The sequence below is a fragment of the Pseudomonas sp. LF020 genome (assembly GCF_053456425.1).
Map to the genome: position 1 here is coordinate 777788 of NZ_JBRFIX010000002.1, position 21154 is coordinate 798941.

Annotated in this window: 18 protein-coding genes and 1 tRNA gene; 10 read left to right on the forward strand and 9 right to left on the reverse strand. The window is 61.4% G+C overall.

Annotated features, from left to right (window positions below):
- Positions 1-223: 223 nt before the first annotated feature.
- Genes ACU680_RS07410 through phnE form a run of 4 tightly spaced genes read left to right on the forward strand, consistent with a single transcriptional unit; the run spans position 224 to position 3466 of the window.
- Positions 224-1087 carry a putative selenate ABC transporter substrate-binding protein gene (locus ACU680_RS07410; RefSeq protein ID WP_448179098.1) on the forward strand — a complete coding sequence of 288 codons (864 nt, stop codon included), beginning with the start codon at positions 224-226 and terminating at the stop codon, positions 1085-1087.
- Entirely contained in the window at positions 1084-1881 is a 798-nt protein-coding gene (locus tag ACU680_RS07415) for a phosphonate ABC transporter ATP-binding protein (RefSeq protein ID WP_448179099.1), read from the forward strand. Before ACU680_RS07410 ends, ACU680_RS07415 begins: the two co-directional genes overlap by 4 nt.
- The gene (locus ACU680_RS07420) at positions 1875-2702 is read left to right on the forward strand and encodes a PhnE/PtxC family ABC transporter permease (protein ID WP_367084698.1); all 828 of its coding nucleotides are present in this window, start codon (positions 1875-1877) and stop codon (positions 2700-2702) included. The genes ACU680_RS07415 and ACU680_RS07420 overlap by 7 nt, the downstream gene beginning before the upstream one ends.
- Positions 2699-3466 carry a phosphonate ABC transporter, permease protein PhnE gene (gene phnE, locus ACU680_RS07425; RefSeq protein ID WP_123588076.1) on the forward strand — a complete coding sequence of 256 codons (768 nt, stop codon included), beginning with the start codon at positions 2699-2701 and terminating at the stop codon, positions 3464-3466. The genes ACU680_RS07420 and phnE overlap by 4 nt, the downstream gene beginning before the upstream one ends.
- A gap of 10 nt (positions 3467-3476) precedes the next feature.
- On the opposite strand, the gene ACU680_RS07430 is transcribed toward phnE, so the two are convergent.
- A complete protein-coding gene (locus ACU680_RS07430) occupies positions 3477-4250 on the reverse strand; it encodes a PAS domain-containing protein (RefSeq protein ID WP_448179100.1) in 774 nt (257 codons plus the stop codon).
- 200 nt (positions 4251-4450) lie between these two features.
- Between ACU680_RS07430 and ACU680_RS07435 the strand changes: the two genes are divergently transcribed.
- From ACU680_RS07435 to ACU680_RS07460, 6 genes are all read left to right on the forward strand, one after another.
- Positions 4451-6079, forward strand: coding sequence for an APC family permease (locus ACU680_RS07435; protein WP_448179101.1), 1629 nt, complete (start codon positions 4451-4453; stop codon positions 6077-6079).
- A gap of 22 nt (positions 6080-6101) precedes the next feature.
- Complete coding sequence (locus tag ACU680_RS07440; RefSeq protein WP_448179102.1) at positions 6102-7028, forward strand: 4-hydroxyproline epimerase; 927 nt, start codon at positions 6102-6104, stop codon at positions 7026-7028.
- A gap of 49 nt (positions 7029-7077) precedes the next feature.
- Entirely contained in the window at positions 7078-8025 is a 948-nt protein-coding gene (locus tag ACU680_RS07445; protein WP_041072540.1) for a dihydrodipicolinate synthase family protein, read from the forward strand.
- 58 nt (positions 8026-8083) lie between these two features.
- Positions 8084-9661: an aldehyde dehydrogenase (NADP(+)) gene (locus ACU680_RS07450; RefSeq protein WP_448179103.1), complete on the forward strand. Its 1578-nt coding sequence runs from the start codon at positions 8084-8086 to the stop codon at positions 9659-9661.
- Between the two features lie 2 nt (positions 9662-9663).
- Entirely contained in the window at positions 9664-10929 is a 1266-nt protein-coding gene (locus tag ACU680_RS07455; RefSeq protein ID WP_448179104.1) for an NAD(P)/FAD-dependent oxidoreductase, read from the forward strand.
- A 68-nt stretch (positions 10930-10997) separates the two neighbouring features.
- Positions 10998-11960, forward strand: coding sequence for a Dyp-type peroxidase (locus ACU680_RS07460; RefSeq protein WP_448179105.1), 963 nt, complete (start codon positions 10998-11000; stop codon positions 11958-11960).
- A 27-nt stretch (positions 11961-11987) separates the two neighbouring features.
- On the opposite strand, the gene ACU680_RS07465 is transcribed toward ACU680_RS07460, so the two are convergent.
- The 8 genes from ACU680_RS07465 to ACU680_RS07500 all read right to left on the reverse strand — a co-directional run bounded on the left by ACU680_RS07465 (position 11988) and on the right by ACU680_RS07500 (position 21148).
- Complete coding sequence (locus tag ACU680_RS07465) at positions 11988-13976, reverse strand: peptidase U32 family protein (RefSeq protein ID WP_098968376.1); 1989 nt, start codon at positions 13974-13976, stop codon at positions 11988-11990.
- Between the two features lie 223 nt (positions 13977-14199).
- Positions 14200-14580 carry a RidA family protein gene (locus ACU680_RS07470; RefSeq protein WP_003224376.1) on the reverse strand — a complete coding sequence of 127 codons (381 nt, stop codon included), beginning with the start codon at positions 14578-14580 and terminating at the stop codon, positions 14200-14202.
- 172 nt (positions 14581-14752) lie between these two features.
- Positions 14753-14827 (reverse strand) — tRNA-Gln (locus tag ACU680_RS07475).
- A 137-nt stretch (positions 14828-14964) separates the two neighbouring features.
- On the reverse strand, positions 14965-15348 hold the full coding sequence (locus ACU680_RS07480; RefSeq protein ID WP_367084707.1) for a DUF1801 domain-containing protein: 384 nt from the start codon (positions 15346-15348) through the stop codon (positions 14965-14967).
- A 24-nt stretch (positions 15349-15372) separates the two neighbouring features.
- Positions 15373-15768, reverse strand: coding sequence for a hypothetical protein (locus tag ACU680_RS07485; protein ID WP_448179106.1), 396 nt, complete (start codon positions 15766-15768; stop codon positions 15373-15375).
- Between the two features lie 49 nt (positions 15769-15817).
- Entirely contained in the window at positions 15818-16057 is a 240-nt protein-coding gene (locus ACU680_RS07490) for a hypothetical protein (RefSeq protein WP_238547102.1), read from the reverse strand.
- Positions 16057-20760 (reverse strand): RHS repeat-associated core domain-containing protein, encoded by a 4704-nt coding sequence (locus tag ACU680_RS07495; protein ID WP_448179107.1) that lies wholly within the window; start codon positions 20758-20760, stop codon positions 16057-16059. Before ACU680_RS07495 ends, ACU680_RS07490 begins: the two co-directional genes overlap by 1 nt.
- Positions 20761-20884: 124 nt before the next feature.
- Entirely contained in the window at positions 20885-21148 is a 264-nt protein-coding gene (locus tag ACU680_RS07500; RefSeq protein WP_007969244.1) for a PAAR domain-containing protein, read from the reverse strand.
- Positions 21149-21154 lie beyond the last annotated feature (6 nt).

Genomic DNA, 21154 nt, shown 5'->3' on the forward strand with positions numbered 1-21154 from the left:
ATCGCAGCCTCGTTTCACTCGACAGCTCCTACAGGGTTTTGCGGGGTCACAGCGGCAGTGGGCTGCAGGAAATGTGGAGCAAAACATCACCGGACAAGCGCGCTGGCCTTTCACCGCACGCCTGCGTATAACCTCGCCGTTTCGTCTAACCTGATTGAGCGCCCGATCGCGACACCTCGCGTCGTGGCGCTTAGAATGCGACGCTCATGAAACGGAGATTTCCATGCTCAAACGAACCCTGGCACTGACTGCTGGTCTGGCCCTGTCTTTTTCTGCTCTGGTGGCGCATGCCGCCGATGTGTTGCGGGTCAGCGCGATTCCTGACGAAGCCCCGACCGAATTGCTGCGCAAGTTCGAGCCGCTCGGTGCATACCTGGAGCAGCAGTTGGGCATGAAAGTGCAGTTCGTTCCCGTGGCCGACTATCCGGCGGTGGTTGAAGCGCTGGCGACCGACCGCCTCGACATGGCCTGGCTGGGCGGTTTCACTTTTGTTCAGGCACGCCTGAAGACCGACGCCACCACCCCGGTGATCCCGCTGGTGCAGCGCGAGCAGGATGCGCAGTTCACCAGCAAGTTCATCAGCGCCGACCCGAACGTGAAGAGCCTGGCCGACCTCAAGGGCAAGACCTTTGCCTTCGGCTCGGTATCGTCGACGTCCGGCAGCCTGATGCCGCGTTACTTCATGCTGAAGAACGACAACATCAAGCCGGAAGCCTATTTCAGCCGCGTTGCCTACTCCGGCGCCCACGACGCCACCGTCGCCTGGGTCCAGGCCGGCAAGGTCGATGCCGGTGTCTTGAACGCCAGCGTCTGGCAGAAACTGGTGGACGCCGGCAAGGTCGATACCAGCAAGGTCCACGTGTACGCCACCACCCCGGCCTACTTCGATTACAACTGGACCGTGCGTGGCACCCTCGACCCGGCGCTGGCGGCGAAGATCAAGAAAGCCTTCCTCGACCTCGACCCGGCCAACCCCGAGCAGAAGAAGATTCTGGATCTGCAGGCGGCCAGCCGCTTCATCGACACCAAGCCCGAAAACTACAAGGGCATCGAGGAAGCTGCTCGCGCTGCCGACCTGCTGAAATGACCCTGAGCCTTACACAAGCCCGTCTGCACCACACCAACGGGGTCGATGCGCTGCGTGGCGTCGACCTGCAGATTGGCGCCGGTGAGCAGGTGGCGATCATCGGTCCGTCCGGGGCCGGCAAATCCAGTCTGTTGAACCTGCTGGCCACCGCATTGCGCCCCAGCAGCGGCGAAATCGAGGTGCTGGGCGAACGTCCCTGGCACCTCTCCGCTCGTCAACGCCAACGCCTGCGCGCACGTATCGGCCTGGTGCATCAAGCCCCACCGCTGCCGCCGCGCCAACGGGTGGTGACGGCGGTGCTGGCCGGCAAACTCGGCCAGTGGAGCTTGGGCAAGAGCCTACTGAATCTGCTGCATCCCACGGATATTCCCGGCGCCCGTGCGGCCCTCGCCCGCCTGGATCTGGGCGACAAACTTTTCGCTTACTGCCAGCAATTGTCCGGTGGCCAATTGCAGCGCGTGGGCATTGCCCGGGTGCTGTATCAGGCACCGGAGATTCTGCTGGCGGACGAACCGGTGTCGGCGATGGACCCGGTGTTGGCCGGGCACACCCTGTCGATCCTCTCGCAGCATGCCCGGGCACATAACGTCACGCTGGTGGCGAGTCTGCACGCGGTGGAGCTGGCGCTGGCGCATTTCCCGCGCATCATCGGTTTGCGCGACGGCCAGATCCTGTTCGACAGCCCTGCGGAACAGGTCAGCCGCGAAATGCTCGATACCCTGTACGCCAACGAGCAATTGCAAAGCCCGACGACGCCGAGTGCGCCGCTGATTGTGCAGATCCCGCGATGCTGAGGGCTGACTCACGCGACCCGGCCGCCGCGCCGCGATTATTGCTGACCCTGCTGGCGCTGGCCTTGCTGTGGCCGGGTATCCAGCTCAGCGAACTGGATCTGGGGGTGCTGCTGCACAGCGACAGCCAGACCGAAATGGGCCGTTTCATCTCCGGGTTCTGGCCACCGGCACATGATCATGACTTTCTCCAGTTGCTGCTCAAGGCGACCCTGCAAACCCTGGCCATCGCCACCGCCGGCATGGCCCTGGCGCTGTTGCTGGCGGTGCCGGCCAGCCTGATTGCCAGCCGCGCACTGTCGTTGTCGGCGGCGTCCCGCAGCGGCATTCCCAGTCGGCTCGGACGCTTGCTGCGCTGGCCGGTGCGCGGGCTGCTGATCTTCTTGCGCAGCGTGCCCGAGATCGTCTGGGCACTGCTGTTCGTGCGTGCCGTGGGCCTCGGCCCGGCGGCCGGTGTGCTGGCGATCGCCATCACCTACAGCGGCATGCTCGGCAAGGTCTACGCGGAGATTTTCGAGTCCACCGACCAGCGTCCGGCACACGCCTTGATGCAGGCCGGTAGCGGACGGCTCGCGGCGTTCGCCTACGGGATTCTGCCGAATGTCGCGGCGGAGCTGCTGTCGTACACGGTGTATCGCTGGGAGTGCGCGATTCGGGCGTCGGTGGTGATGGGGTTTGTCGGCGCCGGCGGCCTCGGTCAGCAGATCGATCTGTCGCTGCGCATGTTCGCCAGCGGTGAAGTGGCAAGCATGTTGCTGACCTTCCTGATCCTGGTGCTCGGCGCCGACCAACTCAGCCGCCTGCTGCGCTGGAGGCTGACATGAATCGCCTGATCAATCTGTTGCTGGTGGTCGGCATTGGCGTCGCGGTCATCGCCTCGTTCGGTTACCTCGAACTCGACCTCGGTGAACTCGGCAGCGCCACCAGCCTCAAGCAGATGGGCGCCTACGCGCAGCGCTTTCTCAGCCCGGACCTGAGCGCCACGCACCTGCAGGCGATCCTCAAGGGCGCGCTGGAAACCCTCGCCATGTCGGCCCTCGGCACCCTGCTCGCGGCGGTGTTCGGCATCCTGCTCGCGCTGCCTGCCGCCGGTCGTTTCGGCTGGCCGCTGCAAAGCGCTTCGCGGCTGCTACTCAATGGTCTGCGGGCGATTCCGGAACTGGTGTGGGCGGCGTTGATGGTACTCGCCGCCGGCCTCGGCCCGAATGCCGGCACCCTGGCGCTGGCCCTGCACACCACCGGAGTGCTCGGCCGTTTGTTCGCCGAAGCGCTGGAAAACACCCCGCCGGAACCGGCCGAAGCGATCCGCTTGCAGGGCGGCAATCCGGTGCTCGCGTTCTGCTACGGCACCCTGCCCAACCTCGCCCCGCAATTGCTCGCGTATTGCCTGTATCGCTGGGAAAACAATATCCGCATGGCCAGTGTGCTGGGCTTCGTCGGTGCTGGTGGTTTGGGGCAGATGCTGTATGTCAGCCTCAGCCTGTTTCAGGAAGCGCAGGCGAGCACGGTGATTCTGGCGATGCTGATTCTGGTGCTGGGCGTGGATTCGCTGAGTGCGTGGAGCCGCCAGCGCTGGGTCAAGGCCTGACGGGCAAGCTTCATTGCGCCGTCGCCAATCGATACTGGCGCGGGGTGAATCCGGTCGAGGCCTTGAACTGCCGGGTAAACGCGCTGTGGTCGGTGTAGCCGCACTGCAGCGCCACTTCGGTGATCGGCAGGTCGCCGTGCAACAGCCGATGCGCATGCTCAAGACGCACTTTCTGGATCATCTGGCGCGGCGTCAGGTGGAACACCCGCTTGCAGTAACGCTCCAGTTGCGCCACGGAAATCCCGGCGATGCGCGTCAGTTCGCTCAGGCTGACGCGCTGATTGAAATTCGCCCGGATGTACTCGTCCACCGCCGCCAGACGCTGATACGCCGGATGGGTTTCGCTGGCGGTTTGCAGGTCGACGGAAATACCGACCAGGCCGATGATCCGGTTGTCGCGGTCGTACAGCGGGCGCTTGTGGGTCAGGCACCAACCCGGTTCGCGGCTGCCGTACAGATGCAACTCCAGCTGGTCCTCCAGCACCAATCCCTCTTCCAGCACGCGCCGATCCTGCTCGGTATAGCCCGGTCCCAATTGCGCCGGAAACACCTCGGCGCTGGTCTTGCCCAGTAACGGCCGCAGGTCTTTCAAACCGCAGCGCTGCACCAGCGTCTGGTTGGCCATGACGTAGCGCGCCTGCAGATCCTTGATGAAGATCGCCGCGTTGGGAATCACGTCGAGCATGGGCAACAGCAGCGCCATGCTGGCGAGCAGGTCGTCGAGGCATTGCGGTCGGCTCGCTTCGTTGTGCTGGCTCAGGATCGCAAACGCGTTCTGCGGCATGACTGTCACTCCCCACTCTGCGCATTGGCTTGCGCGCAGATTGCCCGATGGCCGACAGCCTGTCGAGCCGGGCCTTTGCCGCTGGCCATTGTGCTGATTTCGTCATCGTCACCGGCAAAAAACATCAATCGCCCATCGCCTGATGAGTTCACTGTAGCGCCACTGCACGCCCCTCCAACAACCAACAAGAAGGCGACGCTATGACAGGCCAAGGCAAGTTCAAGAAACAACTTTCACTGATAGACCTCACGTTCATCGGACTGGGGGCGATCTTCGGTTCGGGCTGGTTGTTCGCCGCCAGTCACGTGTCGGCCATCGCCGGCCCGGCGGGGATCTTTTCCTGGCTGCTCGGTGGTTTCGCCGTGTTGCTGCTGGGCATCGTCTACTGCGAATTGGGCGCCGCATTGCCGCGTGCCGGCGGCGTGGTGCGTTACCCGGTTTACTCCCACGGGCCGCTGCTCGGTTACCTGATGGGCTTCATCACGCTGATCGCGTTTTCCAGCCTGGTGGCGATCGAAGTGGTCGCCTCGCGGCAATATGCGGCGGCGTGGTTTCCCGAGTTGACCAAGGTCGGCTCCAGCGACCCGACCGTGCTTGGCTGGTTCGTGCAGTTCGGGCTGTTGTGCCTGTTTTTCCTGCTCAATTATCGCAGCGTGAAGACCTTCGCCATGGCCAACAATCTGGTCAGCGTGTTCAAGTTCATCGTGCCGCTGCTGGTGATCGGCGTGTTGTTCACCTTCTTCAAACCGGCGAATTTCGAAGTGCATGGCTTTGCGCCGTTCGGCCTGTCCGGCATCGAAATGGCCGTGTCGGCGGGCGGGGTGATCTTCGCCTATCTGGGCCTGACGCCGATCATTTCCGTGGCCAGTGAAGTGAAGAATCCGCAACGCACGATCCCGATTGCGCTGATCCTTTCGGTGCTGCTGTCCACCGCGATTTACGTGTTGCTGCAAACCGCTTTCCTCGGCGGCATCCCCACCGAAATGCTCGCCAATGGCTGGGCCGGCGTCGCCAAGGAACTGGCCCTGCCGTATCGCGACATCGCCCTGGCACTGGGCGTCGGCTGGCTGGCGTATCTGGTGGTGGCCGATGCGGTGATCTCGCCCAGCGGCTGCGGCAACATCTACATGAACGCCACGCCACGGGTGATCTACGGCTGGGCGCAGACCGGGACCTTCTTCAAGATTTTTACTCGCATCGACGAAAAATCCGGCATCCCGCGCCCGGCGCTGTGGCTGACCTTTGGCCTGTCGGTGTTCTGGACCCTGCCGTTCCCGTCGTGGGAAGCGCTGATCAACGTGGTCTCCGCCGCACTGGTGCTCAGCTATGCGGTGGCTCCGGTGACGGTCGCCGCACTGCGCCGCAACGCGCCGGACATGCCGCGGCCGTTCCGGGTCAAGGGCATGAGCGTGCTCGGGCCGCTGTCGTTCATCATCGCCGCGCTGATCGTCTACTGGTCGGGCTGGGGCACCGTGTCGTGGTTGCTTGGCCTGCAAATCCTGATGTTTGTCATCTACCTGTTGTGCGGGCGCATGGTGCCGACCGCGCACCTCAATCTGGGTCAGCAAGTGCGTTCTTCGGCGTGGCTGATCGGCTTCTACGCGGTGACCATCGTCCTCTCCAAACTCGGCAGTTTTGGCGGTATCGGCGTGCTCAGCCATCCGTTCGATACGGTGATCGTCGCAGTCTGTGCACTGGGCATCTACTACTGGGGCGCCGCCACCGGCGTACCGGCACACCTGATTCGTCTGGAAACCGAGGACGACGAAAGCGAAGCCGCTGAATCCCTCACCCATTCGGCAACGGGCCAACGCCCGGCTCACGCCTGACGTTCACTGAAAGGACGCGTACATGAAACGACTACACATCATTGATTCCCATACCGGCGGCGAACCGACGCGCCTGGTGATGAAGGGCTTCCCCGAGCTGCCCGGCAACAGCATCGCCGAAAAGCGCGATGCCTTGCGCGAAGGCCACGATCAATGGCGCCGCGCCTGTCTGCTCGAACCACGTGGCAACGACGTGCTGGTCGGCGCGCTGTACTGCGCGCCGGTGTCGCCGAACGCCACCTGCGGGGTGATTTTCTTCAACAACGCCGGCTACCTCGGCATGTGCGGCCACGGCACCATCGGCCTGGTCAACTCGCTGCATTACCTGGGACAGATCGAACCGGGCGTGCACCAGATCGACACCCCGGTCGGCTTGGTCAGCGCCACCCTGCACGAGGACGGCGCGGTGACCCTGGGCAACGTTCCGGCCTGGCGCTACCGCAAACAGGTGCCGGTGGACGTGCCCGGATACGGTCGCGTGTTCGGCGACGTCGCCTGGGGCGGCAACTGGTTTTTCCTGGTCTCCGAACACGGCCAGGATCTGCAGATGAGCAACGTCGAAGCCCTCACCGAGTACACCTGGGCGATGCTCAAGGCCCTGGAGGCCCAAGGCATCCACGGTGAGGACGGCGCGTTGATCGACCACGTCGAACTGTTTGCCGACGACGCCCACGCCGACAGCCGCAACTTCGTCATGTGCCCGGGCAAGGCCTACGACCGCTCGCCCTGCGGCACCGGCACCAGCGCCAAACTCGCCTGCCTGGCCGCCGACGGCAAACTCGCCGAAGGCCAGGTCTGGACGCAAGCGAGCATCACCGGCAGCCAGTTCGAAGGCCGCTTCGAATGGCACGGCGAGCGCGTACGCCCGTTCATTACCGGCCGCGCCTACATGACCGCCGACGCCACCCTGCTGATCGACGAGCAGGATCCTTTCGCCTGGGGCATCTGACCTGCCCCGTTTTTTTCGACTTGAATGAATGTCCCGAGGAGCTACAACAATGAGCGATAACATCTTCACTGGCTGCATTCCCGCGCTGATGACCCCGTGCACCGCTGCACGCAAACCTGACTTCGACGCCCTGGTGGCCAAGGGCCGCGAGCTGATCGATATCGGCATGAGCGCGGTGGTTTACTGCGGCTCGATGGGTGACTGGCCGCTGCTGACCGAGGCCGAGCGTCAGGAAGGCGTGGCGCGGCTGGTGGCTGCTGGCGTACCGACCATCGTCGGCACCGGCGCGGTCAACAGCCGTGAAGCGGTGTCCCACGCCGCCCACGCCGCGAAAGTCGGCGCCCATGGCCTGATGGTGATTCCACGCGTGCTGTCCCGCGGCGCTTCGGCGACCGCACAAAAAGCCCACTTCGCCGCGATCCTCAACGCCGCGCCAAACCTGCCGGCAGTGATCTACAACAGCCCTTACTACGGCTTCGCCACCCGCGCCGAGCTGTTCTTCGAACTGCGTCGCGAACACCCGAACCTGATCGGCTTCAAGGAATTCGGCGGCGGCGCCGATTTGCGCTACGCCGCCGAAAACATCACCTCGCAGGATGATGCCGTGACCCTGATGGTCGGTGTCGATACGCAAGTGGTGCACGGTTTCGTCAACTGCAACGCCACCGGCGCGATCACCGGCATCGGCAACGCCCTGCCCCGCGAAGTGCTGCAATTGGTGGCGCTGAGCAAGCAAGCGGCCAAGGGCGATGCCAAGGCCCGGCGCCTGGCGCGCGAACTGGAAGCGGCGCTGGCGGTGCTGTCGTCGTTCGATGAAGGCTGTGATCTGGTGCTGTATTACAAGCACCTGATGGTGCTCAACGGCGACCGCGAATACGCCCTGCATTTCAACGAAACCGACGCCTTGAGCGATGCTCAGCGTCGTTACGCCGAGACTCAGTACGCGCTGTTCCGCCAGTGGTACAAAAACTGGTCCGCCGAACAGAACCTCGCCTGACCGCAGTCCCTGCCCCGACGTGATGCCGGGGCTTCACCTCTTTTATCAAGGAAGCGTCATGACTCTGACAGGCCACATGTTGATCGGCGGCCAAGCCATCGCCGGCAGCCGTGAAGCGATCCGTGCGATCAATCCCGCCACCGACGCACTGCTGGAACCGGCCTATGCCGGTGGCAGCAGCGAGCATGTCGAACAGGCCTGCGCACTGGCGTGGCAAGCCTTTGACCGTTATCGCGAGACGTCCCTGGAGGCTCGCGCCGAATTTCTCGAAAGCATTGCCGATGAGATCGAAGCCCTCGGCGATGCACTGATCGACCGCGCCGTGGCTGAAAGCGGCCTGCCACGCGCACGCATTCAAGGCGAACGCGGGCGCACCTGCGGGCAATTGCGCACCTTTGCCCGCACCGTACGCGCCGGCGAATGGCTGGACGTGCGGGTCGACCAATCACAACCACAGCGCCAACCACTGCCACGATCGGATTTGCGCCAGCGGCAAATCGCGCTGGGGCCAGTGGCGGTGTTCGGCGCCAGCAACTTTCCGCTGGCGTTCTCCGTGGCGGGCGGCGACACCGCGTCTGCACTGGCCGCCGGTTGCCCGGTGATCGTCAAGGCACACAGCGCGCATCCCGGCACCAGTGAACTGGTCGGCCAGGCGCTGACTCGCGCGATGAAAAAGTGTGGATTGCCCGAGGGCGTGTTTTCGCTGCTGTTCGGTTCCGGCAACGAGGTCGGCATTGCGTTGGTCAGCGATCCGCGTATCAAGGCTGTGGGCTTCACCGGCTCGCGCAGTGGCGGCCTCGCCCTGAGCCGAGCGGCGCAGGCACGGCCCGAACCGATTCCGGTGTATGCGGAAATGAGTTCGATCAATCCGGTGCTGCTGTTTCCAGCCGCCCTTGCAGCGCGAGGCGAAGCGCTGGCGCAGGGCTTCGTCGCCTCGCTGACCCAGGGCGCCGGGCAGTTCTGCACCAATCCCGGGCTGGTCATTGCGCGCCAAGGGCCGGCGCTGGACAGTTTCATCGCCACCGCCGCCGAAGGGGTCCAGCGCAGCCCGGCGCAGACCATGCTCACGCCGGGGATTTTCCGCGCCTATGCAAGCGCCGTCGCCGCGTTGGCCGAACATCCGCAGGCGCAACACGTGGCGGGCGGTCTAGCGGCTGAAGGCCCGAACCAGTGTCAGGCGCAATTGTTCGTCACCCACGCGCAGGACTTCCTCGCCGACGCACGCCTGCAAGGTGAAATCTTTGGTGCAGCATCACTGATCGTACAGTGCACCAACGACGATGAAATCCGTCAGGTCTGCGAATACCTCGAAGGCCAGTTGACCGCCACCCTGCACCTGGATGACGCCGATCTGGATCGCGCCCGGGCCTTGTTGCCGACACTGGAACGCAAGGCCGGACGTCTGCTGGTCAACGGCTGGCCGACCGGGGTCGAGGTCTGTGATGCGATGGTGCATGGCGGGCCGTTTCCGGCCACGTCGGATTCGCGCAGCACCTCGGTCGGCACGGCGGCGATCCTGCGTTTCCTGCGGCCGGTGTGTTATCAGGATTTTCCTGACAGCCTGTTGCCGCCGCCGCTGAAACAGGCGAATCCGCTGCAGCTACGACGCTTGCTCGACGGCCAGAGGGAAGCCTGACCATGCCCGACAACCTCACAGCGGACAACGCCGATATCGCGGTGATCGGCGCCGGCATCATCGGCGTCGCCTGCGCCCTGCAACTGGCGCGTCAGGGTAAACGGGTGGTGGTCATCGACAAGCAGCCGCCCGGTCATGGCGCCTCGTTCGGCAACGCCGGGCACCTGGCCACCGAGCAGGTGTTTCCGATTGCCGACGCGTCGATCCTCAAGCGTCTGCCGGCGATGCTGATGGACCCGATGGGGCCGCTGCGCCTGGACTGGAAGTACCTGCCGTGTGCCGTGCCGTGGTTCAGCCGATTGCTGCTGAACCTGCGCCCGGCGCCGTATCAGCGTACCGTGGCCGGCCTGCGTGCGCTCAACGAAAGCAGCCTCGACGCGTGGCAGCGCCTGCTGCACAGCATCGCCCGCCCCGACCTGCTCAAGGAGGACGGCTCGCTGCTGGTGTTCGAGCGCGCCGAATCGCGACAAGCCGTCGAAGCCTTGCAGGCGCGCATGCGTCAGCAACAGGTGCCGGTGGACTTCTGGTCGGCCAGCGCCGTGCGAGAAAGCGCGCCGCAGCTCAGCGAAAAGATTCAGGGCGGATTGTTCTACCCGCGCACCGGGCATTTTCTCGATCCGTATCAGGTGGTGTGTGAACTGGTGAGTGCGGCCAAAACGGCCGGCGTGCAGTTCTTCCAGCAGGAAGTTCAGGTCGGCCAGTTGCAGGCGCATGGCGTGTCGCTGATCACCGATCAGGGGCATTTCACCGCGCGGCAGGTGCTGATCGCCTGTGGCGCGCATTCGGCCAAGCTCACCGCGGCGCTGACCGGTAAACGCGTGCCACTGGACACCGAGCGCGGCTATCACCTGATGTTGCCGCACGAACACGCGCGCCTGCCGTTCGCGGTCACGTCGCTGGAGCGCAAGTTCATCATGACGCCAATGACCGGCGGCCTGCGCCTGGCCGGTACGGTGGAGTTCGCCGGCCTGCAGCGCCCGCCGTTCATGGAGCGAGCCTGGCAACTGCATCGCTTGAGCAAGGGCTTGTTCCGCCATGATTTGAATGTGGAAGACGCAACGCCGTGGATGGGTTTTCGCCCATCGCTGCCAGACTCGCTGCCGGTCATCGACAAGGTCTGCGACGGCAAGGTGCTGCTCGCGTTCGGGCATCAGCATCTGGGGCTGACGCAGGCGGCGGTGACTGCTGAGATGATTGCTCAGTTGACATCTCCCTCGGCCAGTTCCGGCGTGCCGACGATGGATGCTTATCGACTGGATCGTTTCTGAGATATCGATGAAACGTTTTTGGTTTCATAATGAGCGCCGATCTTGGCCCCGCGCATATGGAACCGACTATGACTTCATCAATGGATATCCCCGAGCCGCAAGCGATCTGCAACCCGATCACCAGCAGCGCGATCTTCATCGTCGCCACGCTGCTGCCCGGCAGCGACGCCGCCAGTCAGGTGCGCGGCTGGTGCGGTGACATCGCCGCCCTCACCCGCTCGGTCGGCAAACGTGTGCCCAACGGCAACTTGTCATGTGTCTGCGGGTTCAGCGCCAGCGCCTGGGACGCCCTGTTCGGCAGTCCACGCCCGGCATCGCTGCATCCGTTCCGTGAGTTCGGCGTCGAGGGCCGTCGCGCCGTAGCCACCCCTGGCGACATCCTGCTGCACATCCGCGCCGACCAGATGGACCTGTGCTTCGAACTGGCCACGCAATTGTGCAGCGCGCTAAATGGCGCGATCACTGTGGTGGATGAGGTGCAGGGTTTCCGCTACTTCGACATGCGCAGCATCATCGGTTTCGTCGATGGCACCGAGAACCCGGTGGGACGCAAGGCGGACCACTTCACCCTCATCGGCAACGAAGACCCGGCATTCGAATCCGGCAGTTATGTGCTGGTGCAGAAGTACCTGCACAAGATGGAGGCGTGGAATGCGCTGAGCGTCGAAGCTCAGGAAAAGGTGATCGGCCGCACCAAGCTGGCCGACATCGAACTCGGTGAAGAGGTCAAGCCGAGCAATTCCCACAGCGCCCTGACCACCATTACCAAAGACGGCCAGGAGCAGAAGATCCTGCGCGACAACATGCCGTTCGGCCGCCCGGGGGCTGGTGAATTCGGCACCTTCTTCATTGGCTACGCGCGCTCGCCGGAACCGATCGAGCAGATGCTGGAGAACATGTTTGTCGGCAAACCCGTCGGCAACTACGACCGTTTGCTGGACTTCAGCACCGCAGTCACCGGGGGTCTGTTCTTTGTGCCGTCAGCCGACTTGCTCGAAGACCTCGCGGAGCGCGAGCCCGAGCAGGCGTGACACCGTAGCAGCACGCCCGCCCGTCACTCAGTGTGGCGCGCGCGGGATGGTTTTCAGCAGGTCTTCCGGGCTGATGTGACCAACCACGCTGCCCGGTTGCGGCATGTTGAGGATGTGGCCTTTCATCTTGCCGATGATGTGCATCTCGCACGGCTTGCAGTCGAACTTCAGGGTCAGCACTTCGTCGCCGTGAATCAGCTGCATCGGTGCGACCTTGGTGCGCACGCCGGTCACGCCTTTGGCCTGTTTCGGGCACAGGTTGAACGAGAAACGCAGGCAGTGCTTGGTGATCATCACCGGCACTTCACCGGCCTCTTCGTGCGCCTCGTAGGCCGCATCGATCAGCTTCACGCCATGACGGTGATAGAAGTCGCGGGCCTTCTGGTTGTAGACGTTGGCCAGGAACGACAGGTGCGACTCCGGGTACACCGGCGGCGGCGTGGTTTCGGCCTTGCGGCTGCCACGCGGGTGTGCGGCGACGCGAGCAGCGGTCAGCGCTTCGATGACTTCACGGCGCAACGCCTTGAGCTGCGAGTTAGGGATGAAGAACGCCTGCGGCGCATCGAGCTTGATGTCGGTGGCGTGGTACTGGGTGGTACCGAGCTGGCCGAGCAGATCCTGCAATTGCTCCAGCGCCTGCTCCGGTTTGTTGGCCACACCGAACGGACCGTTCAGGGTCACGCTGGCGCTGATCCCCTCTTCACTGGTGGCGGTCACTTCCAGCTGTTCTTCACGCAGACGTGCGACCCAGCTCAATGCGATACGACGCTCGGCAGAGGTCTTCTGCAGCGCCTGTTGCCAGTTGTGGTCGAGGTTGCGGTTCAGCGGATGGTTCGGCCGCAGCTTGTACAGGCCTTCGGGCATTTCGTTCGGCTCGACGCGGTAGCGATAGCGCTTCTCGCCGTCTTCTTCGAACTCGCCCTTTGGCTCGGCGATGTTGGCGCGGAAACCCACGACTTCACGCTTGACCAGCACGTTGAGGCCATCGCCGTTGGACAGCGGCTCCTGCGTCACCACCTGGATGTCACGCTTGCCGACTTTTTCGACGGTGCCCACCGGCAGACCGGTGAAGGTCGGCGAGTCGAACGCGCCGATGTCGATCTTGCGGTCGGTGACGAAGTAGTCGGTGCTGCCACGGTGGAAAGTCTTTTCCGGGTCCGGCAGGAAGAAGTGCGCGGTGCGGCCGCTGGAAGCGCGAGCCAGGTCCGGGCGGTCTTCGAGCACGTCATCGAGGCGCTGGCGGTAATAGGCGGTGATGTTCTTCACATAGCCCATGTCCTTGTAGCGACCTTCGATCTTGAACGAGCGCACACCGGCCTCGACCAGCGCGCGGATGTTGGCGCTCTGGTTGTTGTCCTTCATCGACAGCAGGTGTTTTTCGTAGGCGATCACCCCACCCTTTTCGTCTTTGAGGGTGTACGGCAAACGGCAGGCCTGCGAGCAGTCGCCACGGTTGGCGCTGCGCCCGGTCTGCGCGTGAGAGATGTTGCACTGCCCGGAGAACGCCACGCACAGTGCGCCGTGGATGAAAAACTCGATGGCGGCATCGGTTTCGTCGGCGATGGCGCGGATTTCTTTGAGGTTCAGCTCGCGGGCCAGTACCAGCTGCGAGAAACCGGCCTGATCGAGGAACTTCGCCCGCTCCAGCGTGCGGATGTCAGTCTGGGTACTGGCATGCAGCTCGATCGGCGGAATGTCCAGTTCCATCACGCCCAGGTCCTGGACGATCAGCGCGTCGACACCGGCGTCGTACAACTGATGGATCAGCTTGCGCGCCGGCTCCAGTTCGTTGTCGTGCAGGATGGTGTTGATGGTGGTGAAAATGCGCGCGTGATAACGGCGGGCAAATTCCACCAGCTCGGCGATTTCGCTTACCTCGTTGCAGGCGTTGTGGCGCGCGCCGAAGCTCGGGCCACCGATGTACACGGCGTCGGCGCCGTGCAGGATCGCCTCGCGGGCAATCGCCACGTCACGGGCGGGGCTGAGCAATTCCAGATGATGCTTGGGCAAGGACATAGTTTTTTTAGTCAGGCGGTCACGGTTAAGGCGCGCATTGTAGCCGCGAATCGACTGAGCGGCACGCCTGTGCTGCCAAGTGGCAACTGCGCCCGGTCCCGTTAACACCGCAAATCCTGTGGGAGCTGGCTTGCCAGCGATGACGATGGATCAGTCGACATTGATGTTGGCTGTGCTGACGCCATCGCTGGCAAGCCAGCTCCCACAGTTTTTTACCGCAGGATCAGGCCTTGGCGGCCATTGCGGTGACTTCCACGCGCATGCCTTCCACCGCCAGCGACGCCACGCCCACCGCGGCACGCACCGGCCATGGCTTGGCGAAGAAGCGTTTGTAGACTTCGTTGAACGCCGCGCGATCGGCCATGTCGGTGAGGTAGATGGTGAGGTGCATCACGCGATCCATTGAGCTGCCCGCCCGCTCCAGCGCCACTTTCAGCGCCTGCAGCGTGCATTCGCTTTGCAGGGTGATGTCGCCCAGCTCCAGGCTGCCGTCGGCGCGGGTCGGGATCTGGGTCGAAACCAGAATGCCGTTGAAACCGACGACGTCGGAGGAAATGGAATCGGCATCCGGATCAGGGGTGAAGCTGAGGTCTTGATTAGCCATGAAAGTCTCTTGTCTGGAGAGATTGAGGGTCGCCGGCCAACAACGCGCCGGGACTTTCGCGCGGGCAGTTTACATCAGTCCCCCGCTACGGCTCAGGCAACTGTCAGCCCCAGCCACAAATCGCGCGCATAAAAAAACGCCAGCCCTTTCGGACTGGCGTTTTTTCTGAATATGGCAGGGGCGGCTGGATTCGAACCAACGCATGGCAGGATCAAAACCTGCTGCCTTACCGCTTGGCGACGCCCCTGTATCTCAAGCTCTGTAACAAGCTCTGCGAGAATGGGCCGCAATTTACCAAGCTTTTTTTGATCTGGGAAGCCCTGAGTGCAAAAAAATTTGTTTTAAAACAGCCAGTTATTTCTGAGCCGAGGCAAACGCCACGATTCACTTCGACAAATTCAGCGCAATCGCCTCGCGAATCAGCGCTTGCAAGGCCTGTTCATCGACCTTGTCACCCTCATGAAAATCAATCGCCCGGCGGGTGTTGCCCTCAAGGCTGGCGTTGAACAATCCCGCCGGATCGGCCAACGCTGCGCCCTGGGCGAAGGTCATTTTCACCGCCGCCTTGTAAGTCTCCCCGGTGCAAATGATCCCGCCCCGTGACCACACCGGAACACCGCGCCACTTCCACTCCTCCACCACCTTGGGATCAGCCTGGTGCATGACTTTGCGAATCTCGCCGAGGATGGCGCCGCGCCAATCGTCCAGTTCGGCGATTCGAGCGTCGATGAGTGCCGAGGCGTCGGTGGGTGGTATTTCGGATTTCATGGCAAGTGTTCTCTTCGATGTGGTTTACAAGCCGATTTGCTTGAGCCCCTCACGCATCCCTTGATCCGCTTGCTCGCACCATTGCTTGAGGCTCAGATCCGGCGGCAGGTTGCCTTGCAGGCTCTTGTATTGACCGTCGGCCAACACTTCGCCCTTGCGACCGAGACCTTCGTTCTTGTCGCCATCAGCCTTGTCGAACGCGCCCGGCATATTCGCAACGAACGCCACCATCTTGTTGGCGTTTTCCGTGCTGTCCGCTTTCAGGTAGCCTTTGTCGACGCAATGCTTGATCAGGCCCGACATGTTGCGCCCCGTGTCGTACATGCCTTTCAGGGTAGCGGGATCTGGCGCGTCTGCGCGGGCCAGAGCGCAGAGGCCGAAAGTGGCGGTCAGTGCAAGGATCACAGCAATGTTTTTCATGCTCATTCCCCAGATTTCCAGTGAAACTTCTCAATTCCAAACCCGCCGCTCACCAGACTTCCAGAGCTGGCGCACAAAACCCGGTAACGATATCCATCACCTCCAGAATCCGATCCTCCAACTCTTCATCGGCATCACCGCGCATTGACCCCAACAGTTCATTAACCGATATAGCCGAAAAACCCTTATCTCGATACTTCAGCAGGATTTCCCGTATCGAAAGAAGATCATCCCCCCTCCTCAATGCGCCGGACAGTTCATCGTCCAACGGTTTATCAAGCGTTTTCATCATTGTTTCTCCCAATGCTCAGCCGTCGACCCTAGTGCCTTCTGGTAATCAGAAAGTGGCATGGCCTTACTAGGCTGAATGGTTCCGTGAGTTTTTTTGTCTTGCACATAACGAAGACTTTCCGGAAGTGAAGCGGTATTCAATTTGCAGGCGCTGTCTTTGCCGGTTCCGCCGGGTAACGTGGAGGGGCGCCGATGATCCGGCAGGTTTTGCGGAGTATCCGGCGCTACGGACATACCACCGGTATTGGGATGAACGTTCCCATCTTTATCAACTGGAATATCGACAGGACGTACCCCTAAGCCACGCGCGGTCGAGTCAGCAATGGGCTTTCCTTTTTCGTCGGTTTTCATGGCCCGATAGACATCGACCCCCGTCAGACCCATCGGATCCACCCACCCTGTAGGGTTCGGACCATAGGTGTAGAGATTCAGACCACCCGCATAACCGATCGGATCCTGGCTGACGAATCGCCCCACCGCCGGGTCATAGTAACGATGCCGGTTGTAATGCAGCCCGGTCTCATGATCATGGTACTGCCCTGGAAATCTTATAGGATTTCTCACATCACTTTGTCGGGCCGATTGCGATTGCTGCTCCGATATCGCCCCCCATGCCTTGTACTGAGCCGTCCAGACCAACTGCCCCTCAGAGTCGGTCAGTTCCTGAGGCGTACCCAGGTGATCGCACTGATACCAGAGCAAAACGTCAATTGGCTGAACCGTGACCTTGCGATTCCACAACGGATCGTCATCCAGGCTGTACTCTCCCTGATACTCAGGCTGATTCGTCAGTGTAATCGGGGCATGTCGTATGGCCTGTGCTACAGGAATGAAACTACCGGGCTCGAAAATGTAGTGCACCGTGCGTCCGGCACCGCCATCCAGTTGCGCGGCACTGCTTTCCCAGGCAAGTCGGTTACCGTCCCAGCCGTAGAGCGTGAAGCCACAGCCGTACTCTCGCTGTATGCGTGCATGCTCGTTCCGGTTCCAGTGCGACCCCGCCTCGGGACGCCCCTTGGAATGGGCGACAGAGTTTTTGTGAAGACGACGTCCAAGAGCGTCATAGGCGAATTCAACCGACAAGCGTTGATCTTCAAATCGCACCAAACGGTCAAACAGATCCCATTGCAGGAAGCTCCGCTGATTGTTTTGCAGACGCTCGACCAGGTTGCCGCGCTCATCGTATGTGAACTGATTACCTTCGTACTCGTGTAGCAGGTTGTCTACCTGCCTCTCCTGGCGCGGAGACCGGTCCAGTGGTCGTCGAATTTCACTCGCCTTTTCATCAAGCAGATTACTGGCCGGGTCAAAGGTGAATGTTTCAACCACCTGTCGTGTCGCCGCTTCCAACAGTCGACCGAGAGGATCGTAACGGTATGAAATCGGGCCTCTTCGGGTATCGTTGATCGCAGTCAGTTGACCAGCGGCATCGTATTGATATGTCCGTTTGACAAGCGTCGCACCGTCCTCACTCCGCCCCAGCACCTGCTCCTGCAAACGACCGGCAGAATCCCACTTTTGCGTCTGCTGCAGGTGGTTGCCCTGATGCCGGACAATCTCACGATGAAGGTCGTCGCGCTCCAGGCCAATCAGCTCGTGCTCGTCCAGGCGTAGCCCCAACAAATGACCGCTGCCATAGGTGAGCCAGCTGACACGGTGCCCGTCCGGACGAACTGTCGCGACCCGATTGTTGAGCACATCGTACTCGTGCTGCCACACGCCAACTACCGGGGGCTGGTCCAGCCCAAGGTAATGCTGATGCTCGCGCAGCACATTGCCGGCCAGGTCGTGAAACCACTGTAAACGACTGTCTGCGTTGGCGGCTTCAATCAGGTTACCGTTGCCGTCATAAATGAAGCGCTCGCTTTGCGATTTCTCACCTTGACTGGCGCGTCGCTCAATCAGGCGTCCCATGGCATCGAAGCTCACGCAAATCACATGCTCGCCGTTGACGATATGACTCAAATGGCCCGTATCAGAATCATACCGATAGCGGGTGATACGACCATCAAAGCTCTTTTCTTCCAGCAGGCGACCTATCGGGTCGTAGAGGAAATGCGCCCGGCTCTCGTTTTCGTTGTCCAGCGCCTGCAAGCGCCCGAGACGATCCCAGCGGTAGACCAATGTATGCTCATCAGCATCGAGGCGCTCGGCTACAAGTCCAGCAGCCGTATATTTCCAGGTAGTGCAGCGGCCAAGACGATCCGTGTGCGCGAGCAACCGGGCTTCAGCGTCTCGTTCAAAATACTCCTCGGTCTTGTCCGGGTGCCTGATCCAGGCCAACTGGCCCAGTCGATACCCGTACTCGGTACTCTGGCCGGCCGCGTCGGTAAAACAGATCATCTGTCCGAGTTCGTTGTACTCCCAGGCACTGGTCTTTCCTGAGCAGTCGACATACTCGATCAGTTGACCGGCATCGTTGTAGTCGAGCTTCTTCTCATTGCCTTCGGCGTCTTTGATCGCTGTCGGCAACCCTGCCACGCTGTAGGCGAACTCCGTTACGTTACCAAGGGGATCGACTGCTTCCACAAGGTTGCCATGATCGTCATAAGCACGCTGCCACTGCCCCCCTTCTGCATCGCTGGTCTTGATCAGTTGATCCAGATCGTCGTAGGCAAAATGCAGCACGCTGTCGTCGGCACGCAAATGTTCGACGACGTTGCCACGCGCGTCGTAGATGAAGCGATCAGTTGTGCCGTCAGCATGTACGTGTCGAATCAGGTTTTTCGCTTCGTCACGGAACAACCATTCGGAACGTTCATCCGGATGGCGAATGCGGTACGTATAACCAAGAATGTCGTAGTAGTGCCAGGTTTCGTTACCGTATGCATCGGTGACATAGGTCAGGCGAATATTCTCGTCCCATTCAAGGCGCGTGTCGAAACTGCCGTCGTCCGCCCACTCGCGAACGGCCCGGGCATCAGCGCCTGTGCCCTGCCATTCCAGATTCATGCCCCGTCCGGTCCGATCGGTGTAACGACGGATCAGATGATGCTGGTACTCATAGCTCCAGGCCGCCCCGTTCTCGTCCTGAGCCTGAATCAAATCACCGACACTGTCGTAGTGATAGGCACACAGTTGACGCTGAGGAACACCGTCGCTGATCAGCCAAAGCCCCTTCACGCGACCGTGCTCATCAAGCAGGGTGCCGAGGTGATATCTGACGTCGGCCATATCACCCTGATAGGTAATCAGGTCGGACAGCACCGGCATTCCTTCGTGGCGATGCTCGTAGTGCAGCATGATTCCCGCACCGTTGCGCAAAACCACGCCGACCAGCACGAAACGTTGTCCGCGACGCAGATAGGTTTCCTTGCGTTCAAACCCTCTGCACAACAGAAGCTGGTCATCGGTCACCCGTACCAGCGTCATGTTTTCAATGGCATCGTAGTGAGTCTGCCCTGTCTCGGGCAGCACATAGTCGTGGCTGCGACCATCAGCGTCATGGAACACCAGACTCCCGCCAACACAGTCAAAACGGGTAGTCAACGACGTAATCCAGCGGGCGCCCATCTCGCTGGCGTCATACGCATCCAGACGCGAACAGTAGGTGCGTGTCCACTCGAGAGGGAATGCACCAGGCAGGTTGAAGTCCGTATGGCTCAGCGATTCAGAGCCCAGGGCAAAACTGATGCTATGCGCCGTGCCCGGCATGACGCCGTTTTTACATGTTTTGCAGTTATGCGTCGCTGGCGCTTGTTGGCTGCTGGCCTCAAGCCGCCCCTCTCCAGCCCTGTGCTGAGTCTTTGAAGTAGTATCCGGCTTGACGCTGGCTCCTTGACCATGTGCTCGACGCTTGCGCCAGGTCATGACAGAACCTGCCAGCATCTGCAGCAGCCAACCGATTGAATGCTGAACAGCCGGATCACCCAGCTTGTTCATTTGAGTGCGCAACTCCACACCCATAGTACGAAGCATGGCGGTATTGCTCAGCACCAAAGCCTTGGCACTGTCCGGCAACAGGTTCTTTGCCGCGCTGTTGGCAACACCTTTACCGGCAGCCTTGTAGGCGCTGAAGGCTGCGCCGAAAATATTACTGATGGCTGCCTTGGGGTCATGCAACAACTGTCCTCCGGCCGCACTCATCTTGGCACTCGCCGACTTCATGTCGCCTTTTGCATCGAGCTTGCCGTTGACGACCGTTTCCAGTCCCTTGGCGATTTCGTTGACCGCGTTCTGGCCAAGCTTGCCGCCGTTGTCGAGTATTTCAGCCAGCTTCGGCTTGGCCTGCTCTACAAAGTCATCGATCGTACCGACAATGGTGGCATTCAAATGTCCGATCAGGACTTCGATCAGCGAATCGCCCAGCAGCATCTTGGCGCTGTTACGAAGTTCTTGACGCACCAGCGACAAGGTCGGACGCAAGGTCATACGCGCCGAGGCCATTGTGGGTGGGGCCGGCAAAACACCGATCAGATTGATACCCAGGCTGACCCAGTCCAGAATCTGGCGTTGCTTGCTTTTGGCAAGGACAACAATGTCTCCGAGCGCATCCACCAAGGCCATGATGTTGCCCACCACCGGCAACGCTCCGGCAACGTTCTTGACGCGCTCAAGCGTGACTACTCCACCACTGATCGATTGCAGCCAGGCATCGAATCTGGCTGCACCGCGTCCGACATCCTTCATGTCAATGGTGTTGAGCGGAACGATCGCCACTTGAGGTTCACGTACTTTCGCGACAGGCGTTTCAGTCGTCATGACTGCATCTCATCCGTAAGATAGTTCGAGACTTTAAAGAAATGATTGATGGCCTGGGCCTGCCAACACTCATGCAACAAACATCAGGGGATGCCCGGCATATGCCGATGCGGTACATGTTGATTCAACTGATCACAGCCCCTTTCGGGCCGCTTGCAATCAGCGCAGCACCGCAAGCGGTTTTCATACCGTCCAGAGCGATGGGCGTGCCATCAACGGTGTAGGTGCTGCTGCCCTCTGCAATCGGGAAAACCCCTTTGCACAGTGGACAGCTGACCTTGTGACCGACTCCGGCAACAGGCTTGCCGTTGAGATCGGTCTGGGAGAAGGCTTCGAGCACCTTGCCACCGTGAGTGGTGGAGTCGCCCAAGCGAATGGCGTCTTTCATGTTGTC